This is a genomic window from Vibrio ostreae (assembly GCF_019226825.1).
GTDB lineage: Bacteria > Pseudomonadota > Gammaproteobacteria > Enterobacterales > Vibrionaceae > Vibrio > Vibrio ostreae.
Genome location: NZ_CP076643.1, coordinates 1,192,232 through 1,213,630 on the forward strand (window position 1 = coordinate 1,192,232; position 21,399 = coordinate 1,213,630).

At 48.7% G+C, this 21,399-nt stretch carries 19 protein-coding genes; 7 read left to right on the forward strand and 12 right to left on the reverse strand.

The features are described from left to right. The first annotated feature begins 45 nt into the window (after nt 1-45). The 4 genes from KNV97_RS11500 to KNV97_RS11515 all read left to right on the forward strand — a co-directional run bounded on the left by KNV97_RS11500 (nt 46) and on the right by KNV97_RS11515 (nt 3,920). Entirely contained in the window at nt 46-1,149 is a 1,104-nt protein-coding gene (locus KNV97_RS11500) for an ABC transporter ATP-binding protein (protein ID WP_136487479.1), read from the forward strand. Nucleotides 1,150-1,237: 88 nt separating this feature from the next. Further along, on the forward strand, nt 1,238-2,245 hold the full coding sequence (locus KNV97_RS11505) for a LacI family DNA-binding transcriptional regulator (RefSeq protein ID WP_256612910.1): 1,008 nt from the start codon (nt 1,238-1,240) through the stop codon (nt 2,243-2,245). Between the two features lie 197 nt (nt 2,246-2,442). After that, nucleotides 2,443-3,486 carry a glycoside hydrolase family 53 protein gene (locus tag KNV97_RS11510; RefSeq protein ID WP_218563156.1) on the forward strand — a complete coding sequence of 348 codons (1,044 nt, stop codon included), beginning with the start codon at nt 2,443-2,445 and terminating at the stop codon, nt 3,484-3,486. Between the two features lie 194 nt (nt 3,487-3,680). Next, entirely contained in the window at nt 3,681-3,920 is a 240-nt protein-coding gene (locus KNV97_RS11515) for a hypothetical protein (protein ID WP_136487481.1), read from the forward strand. Between the two features lie 108 nt (nt 3,921-4,028). Here the strand turns inward: KNV97_RS11515 and KNV97_RS11520 are convergent, their stop codons facing one another. Beyond that, nucleotides 4,029-4,970 (reverse strand): D-2-hydroxyacid dehydrogenase family protein, encoded by a 942-nt coding sequence (locus tag KNV97_RS11520; RefSeq protein WP_218563157.1) that lies wholly within the window; start codon nt 4,968-4,970, stop codon nt 4,029-4,031. A 115-nt stretch (nt 4,971-5,085) separates the two neighbouring features. Then, nucleotides 5,086-5,391: a YkgJ family cysteine cluster protein gene (locus tag KNV97_RS11525; protein ID WP_218563158.1), complete on the reverse strand. Its 306-nt coding sequence runs from the start codon at nt 5,389-5,391 to the stop codon at nt 5,086-5,088. Nucleotides 5,392-5,629: 238 nt separating this feature from the next. Between KNV97_RS11525 and KNV97_RS21980 the strand changes: the two genes are divergently transcribed. Beyond that, nucleotides 5,630-5,926, forward strand: a complete 297-nt coding sequence (locus KNV97_RS21980) for a chorismate mutase (protein ID WP_256612913.1) — start codon at nt 5,630-5,632, stop codon at nt 5,924-5,926. Then, entirely contained in the window at nt 5,862-6,161 is a 300-nt protein-coding gene (locus KNV97_RS21985) for a chorismate mutase family protein (RefSeq protein ID WP_256612915.1), read from the forward strand. The genes KNV97_RS21980 and KNV97_RS21985 overlap by 65 nt, the downstream gene beginning before the upstream one ends. Nucleotides 6,162-6,426: 265 nt before the next feature. On the opposite strand, the gene KNV97_RS11535 is transcribed toward KNV97_RS21985, so the two are convergent. The 9 genes from KNV97_RS11535 to KNV97_RS11575 all read right to left on the reverse strand — a co-directional run bounded on the left by KNV97_RS11535 (nt 6,427) and on the right by KNV97_RS11575 (nt 18,413). Then, complete coding sequence (locus KNV97_RS11535) at nt 6,427-7,023, reverse strand: DJ-1/PfpI family protein (protein WP_218563159.1); 597 nt, start codon at nt 7,021-7,023, stop codon at nt 6,427-6,429. 454 nt (nt 7,024-7,477) lie between these two features. Continuing rightward, nucleotides 7,478-8,857, reverse strand: coding sequence for an L-serine ammonia-lyase (locus tag KNV97_RS11540; RefSeq protein WP_218563160.1), 1,380 nt, complete (start codon nt 8,855-8,857; stop codon nt 7,478-7,480). 14 nt (nt 8,858-8,871) lie between these two features. Beyond that, the gene (purU, locus tag KNV97_RS11545) at nt 8,872-9,741 is read right to left on the reverse strand and encodes a formyltetrahydrofolate deformylase (RefSeq protein ID WP_218563161.1); all 870 of its coding nucleotides are present in this window, start codon (nt 9,739-9,741) and stop codon (nt 8,872-8,874) included. A gap of 65 nt (nt 9,742-9,806) precedes the next feature. Further along, on the reverse strand, nt 9,807-10,475 hold the full coding sequence (locus KNV97_RS11550) for a sarcosine oxidase subunit gamma (RefSeq protein ID WP_218563162.1): 669 nt from the start codon (nt 10,473-10,475) through the stop codon (nt 9,807-9,809). Beyond that, nucleotides 10,468-13,485, reverse strand: a complete 3,018-nt coding sequence (locus KNV97_RS11555; protein ID WP_218563163.1) for a sarcosine oxidase subunit alpha — start codon at nt 13,483-13,485, stop codon at nt 10,468-10,470. Before KNV97_RS11555 ends, KNV97_RS11550 begins: the two co-directional genes overlap by 8 nt. 12 nt (nt 13,486-13,497) lie before the next feature. After that, a complete protein-coding gene (locus tag KNV97_RS11560; protein WP_218563164.1) occupies nt 13,498-13,782 on the reverse strand; it encodes a sarcosine oxidase subunit delta in 285 nt (94 codons plus the stop codon). A 13-nt stretch (nt 13,783-13,795) separates the two neighbouring features. Then, nucleotides 13,796-15,049 carry a sarcosine oxidase subunit beta family protein gene (locus KNV97_RS11565; protein ID WP_136487491.1) on the reverse strand — a complete coding sequence of 418 codons (1,254 nt, stop codon included), beginning with the start codon at nt 15,047-15,049 and terminating at the stop codon, nt 13,796-13,798. Between the two features lie 48 nt (nt 15,050-15,097). Beyond that, nucleotides 15,098-16,360, reverse strand: coding sequence for a serine hydroxymethyltransferase (gene glyA, locus KNV97_RS11570; protein ID WP_136487492.1), 1,263 nt, complete (start codon nt 16,358-16,360; stop codon nt 15,098-15,100). 277 nt (nt 16,361-16,637) lie between these two features. Beyond that, the gene (locus KNV97_RS11575) at nt 16,638-18,413 is read right to left on the reverse strand and encodes a methyl-accepting chemotaxis protein (protein ID WP_322972730.1); all 1,776 of its coding nucleotides are present in this window, start codon (nt 18,411-18,413) and stop codon (nt 16,638-16,640) included. A 308-nt stretch (nt 18,414-18,721) separates the two neighbouring features. On the opposite strand from KNV97_RS11575, the gene KNV97_RS11580 reads away from it, so the two are divergent. Next, nucleotides 18,722-20,365 (forward strand): BCCT family transporter, encoded by a 1,644-nt coding sequence (locus KNV97_RS11580; RefSeq protein ID WP_218563166.1) that lies wholly within the window; start codon nt 18,722-18,724, stop codon nt 20,363-20,365. A gap of 149 nt (nt 20,366-20,514) precedes the next feature. Here KNV97_RS11580 and KNV97_RS11585 read toward each other — a convergent pair whose 3' ends face one another. Next, nucleotides 20,515-21,372, reverse strand: a complete 858-nt coding sequence (locus tag KNV97_RS11585) for a mechanosensitive ion channel family protein (RefSeq protein ID WP_218563167.1) — start codon at nt 21,370-21,372, stop codon at nt 20,515-20,517. Between the last annotated feature and the right edge of the window lie 27 nt (nt 21,373-21,399).

Sequence of the window (21,399 nt, forward strand, 5' to 3'; positions counted from 1 at the left end):
ATCACAGCGATTACTAAAATTTTATCTGATAATAAGGAAAACAAAATGTCTTCTATTCTGCTATCTAACGTAGTTAAGCGCTTCGGTGACAATCAAACTATCCATGATGTCAATTTGTCTATTGAAGAAGGTGAATTTGTTGTGTTTGTCGGCCCATCAGGCTGTGGTAAGTCAACATTATTAAGAATGATCGCGGGCCTGGAAGATATCAGTGATGGTACCATTTCTATTGCGGGAAATATTGTCAATGACACGCCACCTTCTGAACGTGGTGTGGCGATGGTCTTCCAATCTTATGCTCTATATCCCCATATGACCGTAGCCGAAAATATGGGTTACTCGTTAAAAGTGAATAAGGTGCCAAAACCTGAGCGTCAGTCAAAGGTCAAGTTAGTCAGTAAAGCATTGCAACTGGAACATCTACTCGATAGAAAACCCGCCCAACTATCGGGAGGCCAACGTCAGCGCGTTGCCATTGGCCGCGCGATTGTCCGAGATCCTAAGGTGTTTCTGTTTGATGAACCTCTTTCTAACCTTGATGCTGAATTACGTGTCGACATGCGTCTGCATATAGCAAAATTGCATCAGGACTTACGCTCAACCATGGTTTACGTTACCCATGACCAAGTAGAGGCAATGACTCTCGCCGATAAAATCGTGGTATTGAGAGACGGAAAAGTAGAACAAGTTGGCTCACCAATGAACCTTTACCAACACCCAAAAAACAAATTCGTTGCGGGTTTTATTGGCTCTCCAAAAATGAACTTCATTGATTGCAAGGTCGAACATTGGGATGAATTAAGCTTAACCGTGAAACCTCATGTGGGGGATTCATTAACACTACCGATAAAAACTGAATCTTTGCAAATCGGTACAAGCTTAACCATCGGGATTCGCCCGGAACACCTTTCCACAGAGCTGAATATTGTTAAATTAAACTTCCAATGCGAAGTCATTGAACGACTTGGTGGCATGACTTATGTCTTCGGTCAATGTGGTGGTATAGACGATTTCAAATACCTTCAGCATGGTGATACTCTAGTTAGACCGGGTGATATTATGCCTTTGTTTGCATCTCCATCAGCATTGCATCTGTTTGAAGCCAGCGGAGAAGCTATCAATTTTACTCAGGTTGATTCCTTACACTAGTTGGATATTCAAACCATTAAGTTTCGGCCAAAGAATGTTGCGAATCCTTTGGCCTAGTCAGTTTAGATACGATAAGAAGGCTATTATTTTGACAACTTTAAAGGACATAGCTGTAAGAGCGAATATTTCGACTTCGACGATATCACGCTTTTTAAATAATGACCCTACTCTCTCCGTTAGCGATAAGAAGAAGCAAGCGATTCTTGAAGCGGTTGATGCTCTTGGCTACAAGTCCCCACAACGAAGTAAGAAGAACTTTAATCAAACCAGTTCTGATGATACTCAAGATTGTGAGATTAATTACGAATTGGTTTTAGTGAATTTTCTGACTCCCACTCAAGAGATAGATGACCCTTACTTCACTTCAATACGAGCCGGAATTCAAAACCGTTGCCTTGAAAAAGGCATCACCCTACGTAGTTTGCATATCCATCAGATAGAAGCCAATCAGGTATTACTACGAAATGCAGCAGCAGTTGTTGCTGTCGGACACTTCTCCAATGAAGAAGTTTCGTTATTATATCATACCAACAAAAATTTAATCTTCGTCGATTCAAATCCGCTCGGATTAAAAACAGATTCAGTGTTAATCGACCGTACGGCACTTGCACATGATGTCATGAGCTTTATTATCACCAGTCAATGTAAAAAGCCCGCCTTTATTGGAAATAATGAAGAAAGACTCCATGCTTTTCGAGAAGTTACTCAAAGTCATGGCTTGTATATTGAAAGTCTGTGTAAAGTCAGTAAAGAGTATTGTATTGAATCTGGTTACCAGGCAATGAAAGAGATGCTACAACACAAGACATTACCAGATGTAGTGTATGCGGCCACCGACATGGTCGCAGTAGGAGTATATCGTGCCATTTATGAACATGGCCTTTCCATCCCTGAAGATATCCAGGTGATTGGTACCAATGATATCTCATCTGCCAGGCATATGAGCCCCAGCTTAACAACGATGCGGCTTTTTCCCTTTGAAATGGGCGAAGCCGCGATTGATATGTTTATAGAAACACTAGCAGGGCGCAGGCACAAAAAAACCGTTCTGTTTAGTCATGAATTTATTTGGCGTGATAGTTTTACAAAAAAATAGATATTATCTTCGCCTTGGTTAATAGGACTAAAATCAAGGCATCCCATCCTCAACTGTATGATGCCGTATAACATTTAATTAGGTAAATTTTAATAAAACCTGGATCAACTATCACAAACTAAACATTAATTCATTATTCACATCTTACTAATAATCCTAGTCAGGTTTATTTTCTTACATTAGTTGCTAGGTTTTAAATGATATTAACCCAATATCAATTTTATAAATCACAAGGCAAAAATATGTTAAGAAAAGTAAAACACTCGGTATTGCTCTGCTTGTTAGCGTCTACCTCTTATGCAAACGCATTTACTAAAGGTGCGGATATCAGTTGGATAACCCAAATGGAAGACAGTGGTTACGAGTTTTACAACGACTGGGGCTATCGGCAAGATGTACTGTCGATACTACGAGATCATGGTATGAACGCCATACGTCTTCGCGTTTGGGTCAATCCAAGTGACGGATATTATAATTCGTTACAGGACGTGCTGGTAAAGGCTCAATGGGCCAAAGCTGCCGGTATGGATGTGATGATTGATTTCCACTACAGCGACACGTGGGCAGATCCTGCAAACCAATGGAAACCCTCTGCGTGGAATAGTCTCAGCTTTGAAGAACTAATGGATAAAGTCTGGACTTACACCAGAGATTCCCTGATTACCCTGAAAGAGGCAGGAATCACTCCTAAATGGATTCAAATTGGTAACGAGACCAACAACGGAATGCTTTGGAATGATGGGTTAGCCTCCAGTAATATGCGTAACTTCACTTGGCTATTTAATAGTGGCAGAAATGCCGCCAAGGAAATATTCCCTAATGCAAAAGTCGTCGTACACTTAGCCAACTGTCACGACAATGGTAATTTCCGCTGGATTCTGGACGGACTACAGTCAAATGGTGCATGGTGGGATGTGATTGGTGCATCTTCATACCCCAAGAATGCCGCGGGGATTACCTGGCAACAAGCCAACAACCAATGTCTTAACAACTTAAATGACCTCGTTAGTCGATATGGAACAGAAGTCATGATCAGTGAAATTGGCGTGCCATGGGACGATCCAGAATCTAAAACAATAGTCGCTGACCTCATTCACAAGATCCGAAGTGTCAACCAAGGAAAAGGAATCGGTATCTTTTATTGGGAGCCGCAAGCCTATAGCTGGCAAGGTTACACTTTAGGAGCCTGGAACCCTGAAACGAAACAACCAACCGAAGCCCTTGATGCTTTTCTGGAGTGAATTCTGCTCTTTGTGCACAGTAAGGGGACCAGTTCCCCCTTACTGTCAGTGTCCGACCAGCCTATAACTTCTTTACAAGCAGTCTTAGATTCGACTCATGCAATACTAATGTCACATCCGATAGATAACTTATGCGGCCATTACTAATTTATCCTTTCACATCGTAAAGTTAGGTGTGAAATAAGTGAGCATGCATGACGAAAGAATCACATCCTTTGGACAAGCGAATCATCAAGTTGATGCAGGAAAAGCGCGGCCTGCTTAAGAAAGAAGCCAAAGCGGTACTGAAACAAGAGGTGTACCGGCTTAACCCGGATGAAATCCAGAAAGTGAAACTGTACTCAGAACATTTTGGTTTGAACTCCCAGCAGCAACTGTTGAGTGAAATTCTCGATCTGCGCCGTGAAGCCTTAATATCACAACTGTCGATTTGAGATACCGCCCCACCAAATACGTGCCGGTGCCAATTCAACATTTATGCTGATTCAACTTTTTTGATGAATAATTGTCTCGTCCTAAACCACGACTACCACCGGTAATAATTACCGCCCGGCGATAAAGGTCAGCAGATTTTCAAACGCCGTACGAAAATAGAGCTCGTAGCTGTTGCGTTCCACGTAGCCTAAGTGGGGCGTGGCAACGACATTAGGCAGTGATAATAAAGGCTCGTTTTGCGTTGAAGCAGGTTCGTGTGCAAACACATCCACCGCGGCCCTCTTCCCCGGACAGGCATTCAATTCCTGATACAGTGCGTTACTCTCCACCAGCTCGGCACGACTGGTGTTGACAAACAGCGAGTCCGGTTTCATCTGCCGCAGATCGTCTGCAGTCACGCAGCCTTTGGTGACCTCATTCAAACGCAGATGAAGTGAGAGAATATCGGCTTGCGAGAAAAATGCCGCTTTGGACTCTGCGGCCACAAAGCCATCTTCTGTGGCGCGCTGCCGGGACACTTCACTGCCCCACACCAACACTTGCATTTCAAACGCGTTTGCATAGCGGGCAATTCGCTGACCAATCTTGCCATAGCCCCAGATGCCGAGCGTAAGGCCATGCAGATTACGGCCAAGACCGAGTTGGTTGCTGTCCTGCCAGCGATCTTGCCACAGGTTGCTGCTGTAAGCGGGAATATGGCGTGATGCCGCCATGATCAACGCCCAGCACAACTCTGCCGGAGCGACAGGTGAACCGATTCCTTCCAAAACCTGAACCCCAAAGCGGGCGCATAGTGCGGGATCAATATGATTGCTGACCTTGCCGGTCTGACTAATCACCTGCAACTTAGGTAATGCGTTTAATAAGGAGGCGGTAATTTGTGTTCGTTCGCGAATCAGCACCAGAGCATCCATATCCGCCAGTTTGTGAACTAAGACACTCTCGGGTAGTGTTCGCGTGATTACGGTCACATTGTGTCCGGCCAGTAAGCCGAAACAGTCGAGTGATTGCACGGCGTCCTGATAATCATCCAAAATCGCTATATTCAACAGCTTCATCCTTATACTGAAAACATCATTGCCGATGAATAAGCACGGTGCTTATTCAATAGCTCCGCCAATAACATAGCATCTGGATTCGGATAAAAATCTGGTTGTGGAGCAATTATGATGACTGGGTTTGAAAAAACTCGTCGCGCTCGTCACGGCATTCGTACGATCCCATTTCAAACTCACGACAAATCCAGGGGCGGTTATCATAGATGGTGCACATGAAGGTTTCTCGGTCGATGGCCGCGCACCAACCATCATCCAGGCGTTTCATCGTTTCACCACCCCACTTATCACGGCTGATGAATTCATCAGGCACACCGGTATCGGTAAGGATCATGACTTCCAGACGGCAGCAGCAGGCCTTACAGTTAGAGCACAAAACAGGCGGGTTGGTATCGGTTTTAACGGGAATATTCATAGCACAGGCCTTGGTTCAATTGGCCATCATACCTGTTATCACCTGTGCTGTAACCCGAGATCGCGGGTTATTTTTAACGATCACGACCGTCATTCGATGTCAGCGACCATACAAGAGATTGTCAGATGCGTGCAGGTTGAGAACTGGCGATGCAACGTTTTGAATAATTTTAAATTTACACTAACATAACGACTTGTTCTCACTCACTCGCCACCATAATCAAATAAATAGGATCGTTATGCGCTTAACAAGGATTTTAATCGCCTCAGCTCTGCTGTCTTTCAACACGTTTGCCGCACCGGCACCGGATCAACTTTTTTCAACCATCAATCAACGTCTGAGCTACATGGAAGACGTTGCATTATACAAAGCGAATCACCACAGGCCGATTGAAGATATTGAGCGCGAAGCGGTCGTGATCGACAAAGCGAGTGATTCCGCCCAGCAGCAAGGGCTTAACAAGCAAAGCATTGTGGGATTTTTTTCAAGCTCAGATTTCAGCAGCAAAGGCAATTCAATATCGCTACCGCGCTGATTTGCTCAGCCAGAACACCACGGCTCAACCACGTGATTTAAATCAGGTCATCCGTCCGGAACTTCTCAAACTGGGTAAACAGATTAACAGCGAAATCGCGCATTTTCTGCTGCAAGGCGGGACATTCAGCGCCGATGAACTTCCCCGCTTCAAACAGGCACTCACCGCCCGCTATCTGAGTGACAGTGATAAAGAAATGCTGTTTGCCGCTTTGGCTGAGATCAAACTGCAATAGAACTGCGCCGCGCAAAATGAATATTGAAAAATGGGCACCGTCAGTGCCCGTTTAACTGTTGATGAATCAACATCCCCGTTAAATTACCACAGACGCACACCAAAATATTTCGCCACCAGCCAGAACATAGGCCACCTTTGATTGATAGCAACACGACTGCAGCAGCAACTGCCATGAATAACGCTGTCCATGAACTCACTTCTTTGCGTGTTTGTTCAATAGTTAATGATAAAAACCATATATCTGTCAGTAGGTTAAACAAAAATCATAAATACGCGCAAACCACCGACAAGCCATGATTCACCCGCTGCTCCTTTTCCCCTACAGGAGCCGTATAGTGTAGTGCCACACGTGCCTGCTCAGTACCTGCCAGTTTTGCTATCACCCAGGCAGCCAGATACTCAGAGGCCAGACATCCACCGGCCGTCGCGATATTGCCACGGGCATAAAATGCTTGTTCCAGCACAGTCACACCCGATTCCATCACCCAGGGTTTGGTGGTCAGATCGGTACAGGCCGGAATATCATGGAGAAGACCCAGTACCGACATCAACAAAGTGCCGGAACACTGGCCGCCGATCAGTTGAGTCTCCGGACTAAGCTTAAGACGCGACAATACCTGTTCATCATGCGCAATATCCCGGGTGTAGATGCCACTGCCAAACAACACCACGTCCGCCTGATTGGCAAACTCCAGCGGCTGCTGCGCTTCAATCGTCACTCCGTTCATTGATGTCACTCGTTCACTTGGACTGCAGATCTGCACATTCCAGCCGTGGGGCGTCATCCGGTTAAGAATGCCGGCGGCAATAAAGGAGTCCAGTTCATTAAAACCATCAAACGTGAGTACTGCGATATTCATATTGGCTTCCTTTATATTCTCTGCAGGTAACAATCCGGCTTCTGACGAGCTTTAACACGGCTCCTCGGCTGAAGTGACTTTTTGATGTATTCAAAATAAGCAACTTATCTCGTATTAACAAGCATTAATCCTCGATACACCCGGCGCGTTTATCATTCGCTTTGGGTTGCTTATCTCCCGTTTCATCGCAGGTTAAAAAGACCACTGAGTATATTTAAATCTGGGTCCGAGTTGTTGCTGCAGGTTACCTGCTCAACGCCGGCTGGATACTCCTGTGCGGCTTATTCACGATACAAGCGAGCTTCGCGGCGGAAAAGAAAAACGGCGCCCCGAGGGACGCCGTTTCATCTTGGCCGGCAGTAACAGACGAGATCACAGCGAATTTTCGATAGCACTGCAGCTGGTCACACTGACTGCCGCCCTGAGATGAACAGGGCACACGTGAATGTCGCGATTAACATTCGATCACGTTAACCGCCAGGCCGCCACGTGATGTCTCTTTATATTTGTCCTGCATGTCCATACCGGTATCACGCATGGTTTTGATCACCTTATCCAGAGAAACAAAGTGCTCGCCATCACCACGTAATGCCATTTGGGCTGCGTTGATTGCTTTCATTGCTGCAATCGCATTACGCTCGATACACGGTACCTGAACCAGGCCACCAACCGGGTCGCACGTCAGACCCAGGTTGTGCTCCAGACCAATTTCCGCCGCATTCTCGATTTGGCCCGGCGTTCCGCCCAGTACCGCACACAAACCTGCCGCGGCCATCGCACACGCAGACCCCACCTCACCCTGACAGCCCACTTCCGCACCAGAAATCGACGCGTTTTTCTTACACAAGATGCCAATCGCTGCCGAGGCAAGCAGGAAGTCAACGATGTTGTCATCCGTAACCTCAGGCGTGAATTCGGTATAGTACATCAGCACCGCCGGAATGATCCCCGCCGCGCCGTTGGTCGGCGCAGTCACCATACGCCCGCCCGCGGCATTCTCTTCGTTCACCGCCAATGCATACAAGTTGACCCAGTCCATCGCGTTCAGCGTAGAACTGATCACATTCGGCTTGGTGCAGTACACCAGAGACTCATGCAGTTTTTTGGCGCGGCGTTTAACGTTCAAACCGCCCGGCAGAATACCTTCGGCCTTAAGGCCATTGGCAATACAGGTTTCCATTGCACGCCAGATGCCAATCAGTTTTTCACGGATTTCGCTTTCCGGGCGCCAGCTTTTTTCATTTTCCATCATCAGCTGCGCAATGTTCATATTATGACGTTTGCACAGTTGCAGCAGCTCTTCACCGTTACCGAAATCGTACGGTGCCGATACTTCTGCCGGATGTTCGTTAGTGGCCTGAGCTTCTTTCTCATCCAGAATGAAGCCACCACCAACCGAAAAGTAGGTATTACGGTAAAGTGTCTTACCATCATCCGCCAACGCGATAATTTCCATCGCATTAGGATGATAAGCATGGGTATCATTCAAGAACTGCATATCGTCTTTCCAGTTAAATGGAATCGACTTCTGGCGTTTTACCCACAGGTTGCCGCCTTCTTTGAGCTCTTTGGTGACCAGAGGGATAATTGAGGTGTCGACCGTATCCGGCAGTTCACCCATCAACCCGACCAAAATAGCGGAATCTGTACCGTGTCCAACCCCGGTCGCACTGAGCGAACCTAAAAGTTTTACTACGATACGACCGGTCTGTTCCAAGTAGCCGCTCTCGTCGAGTTCGTCGACAAAACGCTTGGCCGCAACCATTGGACCAACCGTGTGGGAGCTCGAAGGCCCCACACCAATTTTAAACAGATCAAATACACTGATTGACATTGCCCCAACTCCTGTCAGTGGCTAAGAATAATTGTGCGATCACCAGACAAGAACACACGACGTTCAACATGATGCTTAAGCGCGTTAAACAGCGTGATACGTTCGACGTCCTGACCTTTTGCGATCAAATCTTCCGGATAATGAGCGTGCCCCACTTCCTGAATGCCCTGTGCGATAATCGGACCTTCGTCCAGGTCATTGTTGACATAATGAGCGGTCGCACCGACCATCTTCACGCCTTTTTCCCAGGCTTGATGGTAAGGTCGTGCCCCTTTAAAACCAGGCAGCAATGAGTGGTGGATGTTGATCGCTTTGCCGTCCAACTGCTCACACAACCAAGGCGACAGTACCTGCATGTAGCGCGCCAGGACCACCAGTTCGATATCATATTCGTCAAGCAGGCGAACAATTTCAGCCTCTTGCTGTGGTTTGGTTTCTGCGCTAACCGGAAGATGGTAGTAAGGGATGTTGTGCCATTTCGCTAACTCTTCCAAATCTGGGTGGTTAGAAATGATCAGTGGCACTTCCACTTTGAGCTGGCCGGTACGGTAGCGATACAATAGATCGTTCAGGCAGTGATCGTATTTCGACACCATGATAGCCATACGGGTACGATGACCCGGAGCCGTCAAATTCCATTCCATAGAGAAGTCTGCCGCACGAGCGCCAAACGCTTCATCAAATGCCTCGGGTGCAAACGCATCCTGTTCGGCCGGCAAAAATTCGATACGGATAAAGAACTGGCCAGAAGCTCGGTCATCAAATGACTGAATTTCTTCAATATAATGCCCTGCTTCAGCAAGGTAACGTGTTACTACGTCGACCGTTCCGACAACACTTGGACAGCGGGCAGTAAAAATCCACGGTTGAGTCATATTCGTCATAGATCCCTCTACTCAAATAAGACCGGCACATAAAGTGCCGGTGAGATTAGATGTTGTGGTAAGTATTATTTTTCAATCGCTAAGCCGTATTCCAGGCTCGCATCCTGAAGCCACAACCACAGGTAATCAGCGAAGCTGCGGCGAATCACTAACTCGAAACGCTCATCTTCGATGCGGCGGATGATTGCGCCGCTTTTTGCGAACACACTCGATACCACTTTACCTGCCGGGAACTCGCTTGGGTGGAAATCGATTGGACACGATTTCTTCAGCACGTCGACCGCAAATGGGCCAGACAGTTCCAGAATGGTTGAGCCGCCACTGCCGTTGACCAGCGAGTAGTGTCCTGGCAAACGCTCACGGAAAGCCGCTTCGACATCAAATGCTGCCAGACCAGGAACGGTGATCAGCCACTCATCAGGAGATAACCAGCGCGCTGCATAGTCACCTTTTGAGGTTGAAGTCAGCGGTTTCAGTGGCAGTGGGAAGCCCAGAATAGACTCCACTGCACTGGTTTGCTCTTCATTAGATGCATCACACCGCAGTGTCAGGTGACCCATCAGTTTCAGCTCTTTCAGGACCACGCCTTTGCCTTTCGCCGGCATGCTGGCCAGTTTATCCAGCTCAGCGTGGTGCAGTGGCGATTCACCCAGGATTTCGCCACCAGGGATCTGGTTCATCAGGTCAACGCCACCTTGAACGTTTGCTTTATCAATCACAACAGAATCAGACATGTTGGCGCTCTCCTTTTGGATCCAAGAAAATAGGGCTACAGATTTCAGCTTCGATAACAGAGCCATCAACCTGCGGGTAGAATACTTTCTCACCCATGCGGTTCAGGCCACCTTTCACAAAGCCCATCGCAATACTGCGGTTCAGGTTCGCACTCCAGTAACTTGAAGTGATATGACCTACCATTGGCATCGGAATTGGTGCATTCGGGTCAAAGACGCCTTGTGAACCTTCCGGCAGTACCACGTTTGGATCAATCGTTTTCAGACCAACCAGCTGTTTACGGTTATCACGTACACAGTCTTCACGCGCCATACCACGCTTACCGATGTAGCTGAATGGTTTGCTGTTCGCCACACACCAGCTCATGCCAAGGTCGTGTGGATGAACACTGCCGTCTGTATCCTGACCTGCGATAATGAAGCCTTTTTCTGCACGCAGAATGTGCATGGTTTCAGTACCGTACGGCGTGATGTTGTACTTCTTGCCGTGTTCAATCAGTTTCTTCCAAACGTGCATGCCGTAGTTAGCCTGAACGTTGATCTCGAATGACAGTTCGCCGGTGAACGAGATACGGAAGATACGAGCCGGAATACCCGCGACTGTTGCTTGCTGCCAGTCCATGAACGCAAAGTTATCTTTACTCAGGTCTGCGTCAGTCAGCTCTTCCAGCAATTTACGGCTGTTCGGGCCGGAAATCGTTGCTGTCGCCCAGTGGTCAGTCACAGAAGTGAAGTACACTTCCATATCCGGCCATTCTGTTTGATGGTAAAGCTCAAGCCATTCCAGAACGCGCGCTGCGCCGCCAGTAGTGGTCGTCATCAGGAAGTGGTTTTCGCCCAGGCAGGACGTTACACCATCGTCGAATACCATACCGTCTTCACCACACATCAGGCCGTAACGACACTTACCGACGGGCAGTTTCGCCCAGGCGTTGGTGTACACGCGCCCCAGGAATTCACGGGCATCTTTACCCTGGATATCAATTTTACCCAGCGTTGATGCATCCAGAATGCCCACTGACTCACGGACTGCCAGACATTCGCGGTCCAGAGACTGTTGCATGGTTTCATTACCTTTCGGGTAGTACCATGGTCGTTTCCAAAGACCGACATCTTCAAATTTCGCGCCGTTCTCCAGGTGCCACTGATGCATTGCAGTGTAGCGTTTAGGATCAAACAGCTCTTTACAGTTACGGCCGGCAATCGCACCAAACGTCACAGGTGTGTAGTTTGGACGGAATACGGTAGTCCCTGTTTCAGGGATGGTCTTGTTCAGTGCTTTCGCAGTGATTGCCATACCGTTGATGTTACCCAGTTTGCCCTGGTCAGTACCAAAGCCCATAGCGGTGTAACGTTTTACGTGTTCGATTGACTCGAAGCCTTCACGACACGCCAGCTCGATACCGGCGGCAGTGACATCGTTCTGGAAGTCTACAAACTGTTTGGGTGCTTTAGACGTTTTCTTATCGTGCGGGATATGGAAAAGCGCCATCGGTTTTGCTGGAGTTTCAGTGTTCAGTGCTGGCATAGCAACGTCAACCGCGCTTAAACCAACTTCCTGAATCGCTTTGATACCAGCTTCGATACCTTGCTGCATTGCCGCTTCAGTGGTGAACTTACCAGTAATAGCACCGGCAATCAGTTGCTTCTGCTTAGTTGCACCCGGTACAAAACCAATCACTTCATCATCCCAAACCGGACGGCTGCCAGTATGGCAAGACAGGTGCACAACCGGGCTGAAACCGCCAGAGGTTGCAATGGTATCGGCAGACAGGATTTCACCTTTACCACGCAAAGCATTACCGTTGGCGTCGATTGGAGCCACGCGAACACCGGTCACACGTTTGCTACCTTGTGCTTCAACCACTGCAGACCCTTTGATGACACGAATGCCAGCCTGAGTTGCTTTGTGAATCAGAACGCTGTCAGCCTGAGCACGGGTATCAACCACAGCCACAACCTGACGGCCGGCTTCATGCCAGTCCAGTGCAGTCTGGTAACCGCTGTCGTTAGTGGTCATGACGACCAGTTTTTCGCCTGGTACAACCGAGTAACGGTTGATGTAGGTTGAAATCGCACCACACAGCATGCTGCCTGGCAGGTCATTGTTACCGAACACCAGTGGTCGCTCGTGCGCACCCGTTGCCAGTACAACCCATTTCGCACGGACACGGTGCATGCGCTGACGGACAGTATTCACCGGAGCCAGATCAGCCAGGTGATCAGTACAACGTTCATGAATGGTCAGGAAGTTATGATCATGGTAGCCGTTCACTGTGGAACGAGGCAGTAGCATCACTTCCGGACAAGATTTCAGCTCAGAGACCACGTCGTTTACCCACTCTGTCGCAGGACGATCGTTGATTTTCTCTTTTGAGCTCAGCAGTGAACCACCCATTTCAGATTGTTCATCAGCCAGAATGACACGTGCGCCGCTGCGTGCTGCAGCCAGAGCTGCCATCAGGCCTGCAGGGCCGGCACCGACAACCAGAACATCACAGTGCTGGTTCACGTTTTCGTAGCGATCCGGATCGTTTTCCAGTGGAGAACGGCCAAGACCTGCAGCGCGACGAATGAATTTTTCGTAGGTTTCCCACATAGACTTCGGATACATGAACGTCTTGTAGTAGAAACCAGGAGGCATCATGCTGCCACCGACTTTACCAATGATACCCATCACGTCGGTTTCAACATTTGGCCAGCCGTTAGTCGACTGACCGACGAGTCCGTTAAACAGCTCTTGCTGTGTACCACGAACGTTTGGAACCTGAGTCGCTTCAGTGGCGCCAATTTGGAAAATTGCATTTGGCTCTTCTGCGCCCGCCGCGACAATCCCGCGTGGACGGCTGTATTTAAAACTGCGGCCAACAACATCAACACCATTCGCCAGTAGTGCCGATGCCAGCGTATCGCCTTTAAAACCACGATAAGACTTTCCGTTGAACTGGAAAGTAACAGGTTGTGAGCGATCAATACGGCTTTCCGCTGCAATACGATTTACCTGTGTCATCCTAACACTCCTTTACTCCGCAACCACTGATGGTTGCTCTCCAATTTTGTAGACTTCTTTGATTTCGTAAGTCTGTGTATCGCGGGTTACGTTGAAGAACTTGCGACAGCCTGCTGAATGCACCCATATTTCGTGGTGCAGACCACGCGGGTTTTTACGGAAGAACAGGTACTGACCCCACTCTTCGTCTGTGCATGAATCCGGGTCCAGAGGACGCTGAATGTGCGCCTGGCCCTTAGCATGGAACTCTTCTTCTTCACGATACTCACCGCAGTGAGGACAATAGATCAGCAACATAATACGTCTCCTGTTAGTGCGCTACGCCTGCGGCACCGTGTTCATCGATCAGTGCGCCATTGTTGAAACGGAACATTGAAAATGGCGCCGCCAATTCATGCATTTCACCTTTCGCCAGGCTCGCAGCAAATACGTTGCCCGATCCCGGGGTCGCTTTAAAGCCACCAGTACCCCAACCACAGTTGAAGAACAGGTTCTCGACCGGAGTCTTAGTCATGATTGGACATGCATCCGCTGTTGTATCAACGATACCGCCCCACTGACGGTTCATGCGAACTCGTGAGAAAATTGGGAACATTTCAACAATTGCCTGCACGGTGTGCTCAATGGTTGAATAAGAACCACGCTGACCGTAACCGTTGTAGCCATCGATACCTGCACCGATAACCAGGTCGCCTTTGTCCGACTGGCTCACGTAGCCGTGAACGTGGTTAGACATGACAACAGTGTCGATAATTGGTTTGATTGGCTCAGAAACCAGTGCCTGTAGCGGGTGAGATTCCAGCGGCATATCGAAACCGGCCATTTTCGCCAGTACGCCAGAGTTACCTGCCACCACACAACCTACGCGGTCGGCCATGATGTTGCCGTAACGGTTGGTTTTCACACCAACAATCGCACCATCTTCGATGATCATGTCAACCACTTCGGTTTGCTGAATCAGGTCAACACCCATGCTGTCTGCGCCGCGGGCAAAGCCCCATGCAACCGCATCGTGACGTGCCACACCTGCGTTAGGCTGCCATGAAGCGCCCATCACCGGGTAACGTGCGTTTTCAGAACAATCCATGTGAGGAACAATTTCTTTCACCTGTTTTGCGTCCAGCACTTCACCTTTAATACCGTTCAGACGGTTAGCAGCAACACGACGTTCGATATCACGCATATCTTGCAGTGTGTGGCCCACGTTCAGACAGCCACGCTTAGAGAACATCACGTTGTAGTTCAGATCCTGTGACAGGCCGTCCCACAATTTCAGTGAGTGTTCAAACAGGAATGCGGCTTCGTCCCACAGGTAGTTTGAACGCACGATAGTTGTGTTACGTGCTGTGTTCCCCCCACCCAGGTAACCTTTTTCAATCACGGCTACGTTAGTAATGCCATGCTCTTTGGCCAGGTAGTAGGCTGTTGCCAGACCGTGACCGCCGCCACCAACGATGATGACGTCATATTTCTTTTTCGGAGTCGGATTACGCCACACGCTCTGCCAGTTTTCGTGGTGAGATAGCGAGTGCTTAAAGAGACCAAAGCCGGAATAATGCTGCATTGTTTTGTTCCTTCATTTCAGCCAAAATCCAAATGTCATCACTGACATTTACTGGTATGCCGGGAAATCACGACATAGCGCTTGGACGTTGTTGCGTACTTGTTCAATCACAAGTGCCAGCGCTTGCGGTTCGTTGAGCACATCCAAGATGTCTGCAATCCAACCAGCCAGAGCTTCACACTCAGTGACACCGAATTTACGAGTCGTCACCACTGGCGTACCGATACGCAGACCAGAGGTGACGAATGGAGACTGAGGGTCACCAGGAACCGCGTTTTTGTTCACAGTGATCCCCGCCTGGCCCAGTGCTGCATCAGCAGCTTTACCTGTCAGACCCTGACGAATCAGGCTCAGCAGGAACAGGTGGTTGTCAGTGCCGCCAGAAACAACATCGAAACCGCGCTCGATGAAGACTTTCGCCATCGCCTGAGCGTTTAGAACTACTTGTTTCTGGTACTCAGCAAATTCAGGCTCTAATGCTTCTTTAAACGCAACAGCTTTTGCTGCGATAACGTGCATCAGCGGGCCGCCCTGACCACCTGGGAATACAGCTGCGTTAAGTTTCTTTTCCAGCTCGGCGTCACGAGAGATGATCAGACCACCACGTGGACCACGCAGAGTTTTGTGTGTTGTGGTTGTGACCACATCAGCGAAAGGAACCGGGTTCGGATAAACACCAGCAGCAACCAGACCAGCAACGTGCGCCATGTCCACAAACAGGTAAGCACCAACTTTGTCTGCGATGTCACGGAAACGAGCCCAGTCAACAACGCGTGAGTAAGCTGAGAAGCCTGCTACGATCATTTTTGGTTTGTGTTCCAGTGCCAGCGCTTCAACTTCGGCGTAGTCAATTTCGCCTGTTTCTTCGTTCAGACCGTACTGCACGGCATTGTAGATTTTACCGGAGAAGTTCACGTGAGAACCGTGAGTCAGGTGACCACCATGAGCCAGGCTCATACCCAGAACTGTATCGCCTGGCTCACACAACGCCATGTAGACCGCTGCGTTTGCCTGAGAACCTGAGTGTGGTTGTACGTTGGCGTACTCAGCGCCGAACAGTGCTTTAGCACGATCGATCGCCAGTTGTTCAACATCATCGACATATTCACAACCGCCGTAGTAGCGTTTTGCCGGGTAACCTTCAGCATACTTGTTGGTCAGCATGGTACCCTGAGCTTGCATAACGCGCGGGCTGGTGTAGTTTTCCGAAGCAATCAGCTCGATGTGGTTTTCTTGTCGCTTTTCTTCTTTAGTGATCGCCGCCCACAGCTCGCTGTCGTACGATTCGATTGTCTGGTCTTTGCTGAACATGTCGTCTCCTTGGTATGATCTTTTTTCCTTTATTCGATTGATGCCGGATTCTGGTGTTATCTGGTACACAGTTGAGCCTTGTGTCATCCAAAAACAGAAACCGTAATCACAACGCAATAGTAACGAATCGGTAACATGCTACTTGCGTAATCGCGCCGTTAGATTGCGAATTTGCGACAAGGTCAAAAAACGTACATAACCTTTTGTTAAATATAAAAAAACCGGAGTTTATAACTCCGGTTTTGCTAAAAACGCCGTTTTACGACAGATAAAATCGCTACAATTTAAAGCGGCCGACAATAGAACCAAGCTGAGAATTGACGCTGGCAATCTCTTCCGCGTCACGCAGTGCCTGCTGTCCGTTCTTGTCGAGATTACTCACGATGTCGCTGATCGCATTCATGTTACGACTGACTTCCTGAGTGACGCTACTCTGTTCTTCAGCGGCAGTCGCGATCTGGGCACTGAGGTCATTGATCTCATCGACAAAGCGGGTCAGGGTTTCTAAGCTCGCTTCCACATCCACTGAACCGTCTGCAGTTTCCTGACAGCGTTCTTTGGTGTAGCGCATCGAATCGACAACCGTCTGACAACCGCTCAGCAGGTCGCTCAGCGCTTCTTCTATTTCACCGGTACTCTCTTTGGTGCGACTGGCCAGTTTACGTACTTCATCCGCCACCACAGCAAAGCCACGCCCCTGATCGCCGGCACGCGCCGCCTCGATGGCCGCATTGAGTGCCAACAAGTTAGTTTGCTCGGCAATATCACCAATCACGGTCAGAATCGTGCTGATATTTTGCGTCTGATCATTCATCTTTTGCACGTCCAGTGACGCTTTCTCTACATCCGCAATCAAGGCCGATACGGTCTGTTTCGATTTGTCGACAATACGCCGTGATTCATCACTGGTTCTGTTAGCTTGCTGAGTCAGACTGGCTGTATTGGCAGCATCGGTCGCCATAGAATTCGCCGTTGCGTCCATCTCCTCTACTGCAGTAACAATTTGCTCAGTTTCGGTGACATGGCTTTGCAGAATATCCCTGTTGCTGCTCGACTGCTGACGCAGACGCTGCACGTTGTCCTGCAATGAGCCACTGGCCTGTTTGACTTCCAGCATCATGTTCTGCAGATCTTCGATAAAGCGGTTTACCCCCTGCGAAATCTGGCCGATGTCATCGTTCGAGGTTACGGTAAGGCGCTGGGTTAAATCGCCGTTACCACTGGACAGATTTGCAATAGTATCTCGCAATGAAATAATTGGCCGGTAGAGGAAATTAATTAGAACGAACGCAATTAAGACACACAGTATTGTCGCCACCACAGTGACCAGAATAGCATTGGTTCTGGCATCTTCTAATTGAGCGAAGGCAACCGACTTATCCAGACCAATGGCGTAATACCATTTTTTGTCGCCGGCATGAATGATGTGAGAGAACAGAATTTTGTCCTGCCCGTTAAGATTGTACTCAAACACGGCTTTGTCTTTCCCGACCGCAGTTAAAGCCGCCTCTTTAAACCACGGATAATCCGTACCTTTGTCGCCACCTTTGATTACAGTCGAAGACGATGCCAGTAACGTGGTGTTCTCATTCATGATCACAGCCACCGCACCCGGGATAGTCGTTTTGACCATATCGTTCAAAAACGATAAGGTCATGTCCGCGGATACGGTACCACCCTGCATTTTTTCGATGATGGTGACCCAGTTAGCTCCGTCAGTGCCCTTATACGGATCGGTGACTGTCACGCCGGAAGCGCGCTGCGCCGCCTGATACCAGGGCCGCTGGGTAACATCACCATTGAATTTGTGGTTTGGCCAGTTGGCGGTCGCGATGTTCCAGTAGGCATCACCGTTATCAAATGCCAGCACCGCGCTTTCCAGATTGAGTGCGTTAGCCAGAAACTTGGTCTGGTTAATCAGTTGATCGGCAGAGCCGCTCATCTGCTGATTTTTGTACTGTTGAGCAATTTTGCTCACGCCGCCTACTTTTTCATTGATGTAGGAGCTGATCATGGCCGCTTGCTCTAGGACAAAACTGTTACTTTGAGCCATAATACTCTTAGTTAAAGAAGTTTTTTGCTCGTAGTACGAGGCGAAATTGGCCAGTGCTACGGAGATTGCAACCAGTAAGATAACGGACAATAATAAAGTCCTTTTTAATCCCATGTTTTTCATTTATTTTTCCATCTCAAATGGTGATTTATGGCAGTATTAACTGGATACTTTGATATTAAGAGAGTTTCATACCTAATGGAAATGACCTAAATCATTTTCTTGGAAAAAGAGTAGCACTCATATCATCTGAGTGCTTAGCTTCTCACGACATCTAGTGAATTTTTATAACCAATAATGGAGAGAAAATGAGTAGCGATAACGGTGGTGTTCCCCACCCTAGTGGCAAAGCAAACCCGATTGATACGGATTACACCGTTGGTCAGGACAATGTTGTTCTGTCCGTCGGTCCGTTTGGTCTGGACATTCATAACCGTGTTTTCGCGGTATCAGGTTTGGCGATTGTCATCTTTGTATTTGCAACCCTAATCTTTCGCGAACAAGTCGAACCGCTGTTCCTTGACCTGCGGGCATGGCTGACATCCAGTCTGGACTGGTTCTTCCTGCTGTCTGGTAACATCTTTGTTGTCGTCTGTCTCGGACTGGCCATATCTCCTCTCGGCCGGGTACGGATCGGCGGTACGGATGCGACACCGGATTACAGCTATTCAGGCTGGCTGGCCATGTTATTTGCGGCCGGCATGGGGATTGGCCTGGTCTTCTTTGGCGTTTCTGAACCCATGACCCATTTTACAACCGCGCTGGGCGGCACCACTGTAGAAAATGGTGTGCGTACCGACTGGGCACCGCTGGGTGGTGCGATGGGCGATAGCGAAGCCGCACGTTCGCTCGGTATGGCAGCGACGATTTACCATTGGGCACTGCACCCTTGGGCAATATACGCACTGCTGGCTCTGGGACTGGCTATTTTCTCGTTCAACAAAGGGTTACCACTGACTATGCGTTCAGTGTTCTATCCGCTGTTTGGTGAACGCGTTTGGGGCTGGACCGGTCACATCATTGATATTTTGGCTATCGTGGCAACAGTGTTCGGACTGGCGACATCTCTGGGCTACGGCGCGTCTCAGGCTGCGACCGGGTTAAACTTCTTGTTTGATATCCCACTGACCGACACCACGCAAATTATCCTGATCATTGTGATCACTGCATTTGCACTGCTGTCTGTATTGGCCGGCCTGGATGGCGGCGTAAAACGCCTGTCAGAAATGAACATGCTGCTGGCCGCGCTGCTGCTGTTTTTCGTGGTAGTCATCGGTCCGACTGCAGCCATCCTGCTCGGTTTTTTCGACAATATCGGTGCTTATCTGACCAACTTCCCTGCACTGTCTATGCCATTTGGCCGTGAAGATGTGAACTATTCTCAAGGCTGGACATCGTTCTACTGGGCATGGTGGATTTCATGGTCACCATTCGTCGGTATGTTCATTGCACGTGTATCACGCGGTCGGACCGTACGCGAATTTATCGTCTGCGTGCTGATTGTTCCGTCAACCGTGTGTGTGTTCTGGATGACGGCATTCGGTGGTACCGCGATCAGTCAGTACGTCAACGACGGTTATAAAGCCGTGATGGACGCAGACCTGCCATTGAAACTGTTCGAAATGCTGGAAGTCATGCCTCTGCATGAAATTACATCCTTCATCGGTATCGTCCTAGTCGTTGTGTTCTTTATCACATCATCGGATTCAGGTTCACTGGTTATCGACACGATTGCTGCCGGCGGTAAAGTTGATGCGCCAACACCACAGCGCGTATTCTGGTGTACCTTCGAAGGCTTGGTCGCGATAGCATTGCTGCTAGGTGGTGGTTTGGCCGCGGCGCAGGCCATGGCGGTGACAACCGGCTTCCCGTTCACTATCGTCTTGTTGATCGCGACAATATCGCTGATTAAAGGCCTGATGAGTGAACCACGGGTTAAGAAAGCCAAATAGCGGTTTACTTTAAACGACAATGGGCAGGCTCCGTGACCGAGTTTGTGTAACGGAGCCACTCATTGATAAAGAGACACAGATACGAAAAAAGCCTCGCAGTCTTCACTGCGAGGCTTTTTATATGAGCACTAAACGCTAACGGCAGAGCATCAGGCCTTGTTCTGGCCCAGCAATTCCTGCGCTTGCGGCTGTGTCATCGTAATATGCAGCTCGCGCTGCGGAAAAGGAATGGTCATGCCTGCTTCCTCAATCTTACCTTTCACCTGGCGCTGAATGCTCCAGTAAGTTTCCCAATATTTATCTGTGGTACACCAGGCACGTAATTGCAGATTCACTGAGCTGTCCGCCAGCATCTGAACCATCACCTGAGGTTTCGGATCCAGCATGACCGCTTCATGGCTGAGCGCTAAATCCTGAAGCACTTTCAGGCCGGTTTCAATGGAATCCTCGTAAGAGATACCCACCACAATTTCCATACGACGACGGCCATTTCGGCTGAAGTTACGAATAGTTGCGTTCCAGACAGTGCGGTTCGGGCTGGAAATATACAGGCCGTCACCGGTTTCAAATACTGAGGTAAACAGACCGATATCTTTTACCGTACCGCTGTAACCGGCAAACTCAACGAATTCACCTTTTTTAATCGGTTTCAGGAACAGAATCATAATCCCCGCAGCAATATTGCTCAGGGTATCTTTTAATGCCAGACCAATCGCTAACCCGGCAGCACCGACTAAGGCAACCAAACTGGTGGTATTGACACCAAACAGGTCGAGAATAATGACCAGAGCGAGAATATAGACAATATAACCACCGACTTTAGACATCAGAGAAGCGACAATCTCATCACCATTGCTCACTTTCATGATGGCTTTCTGAATACCGGCACGCAGCAGTTTTGATGCGATAGAAGCAATCACTAAAATAAGCAGGGTTAAAATTGAGTTCTGGATGATATCCAGAATCAACGCCTGATGTGTCTCGTAAAAGCTGACGAGTAACTCCATTTTTATCTCCGTAACGGGTTATGGATG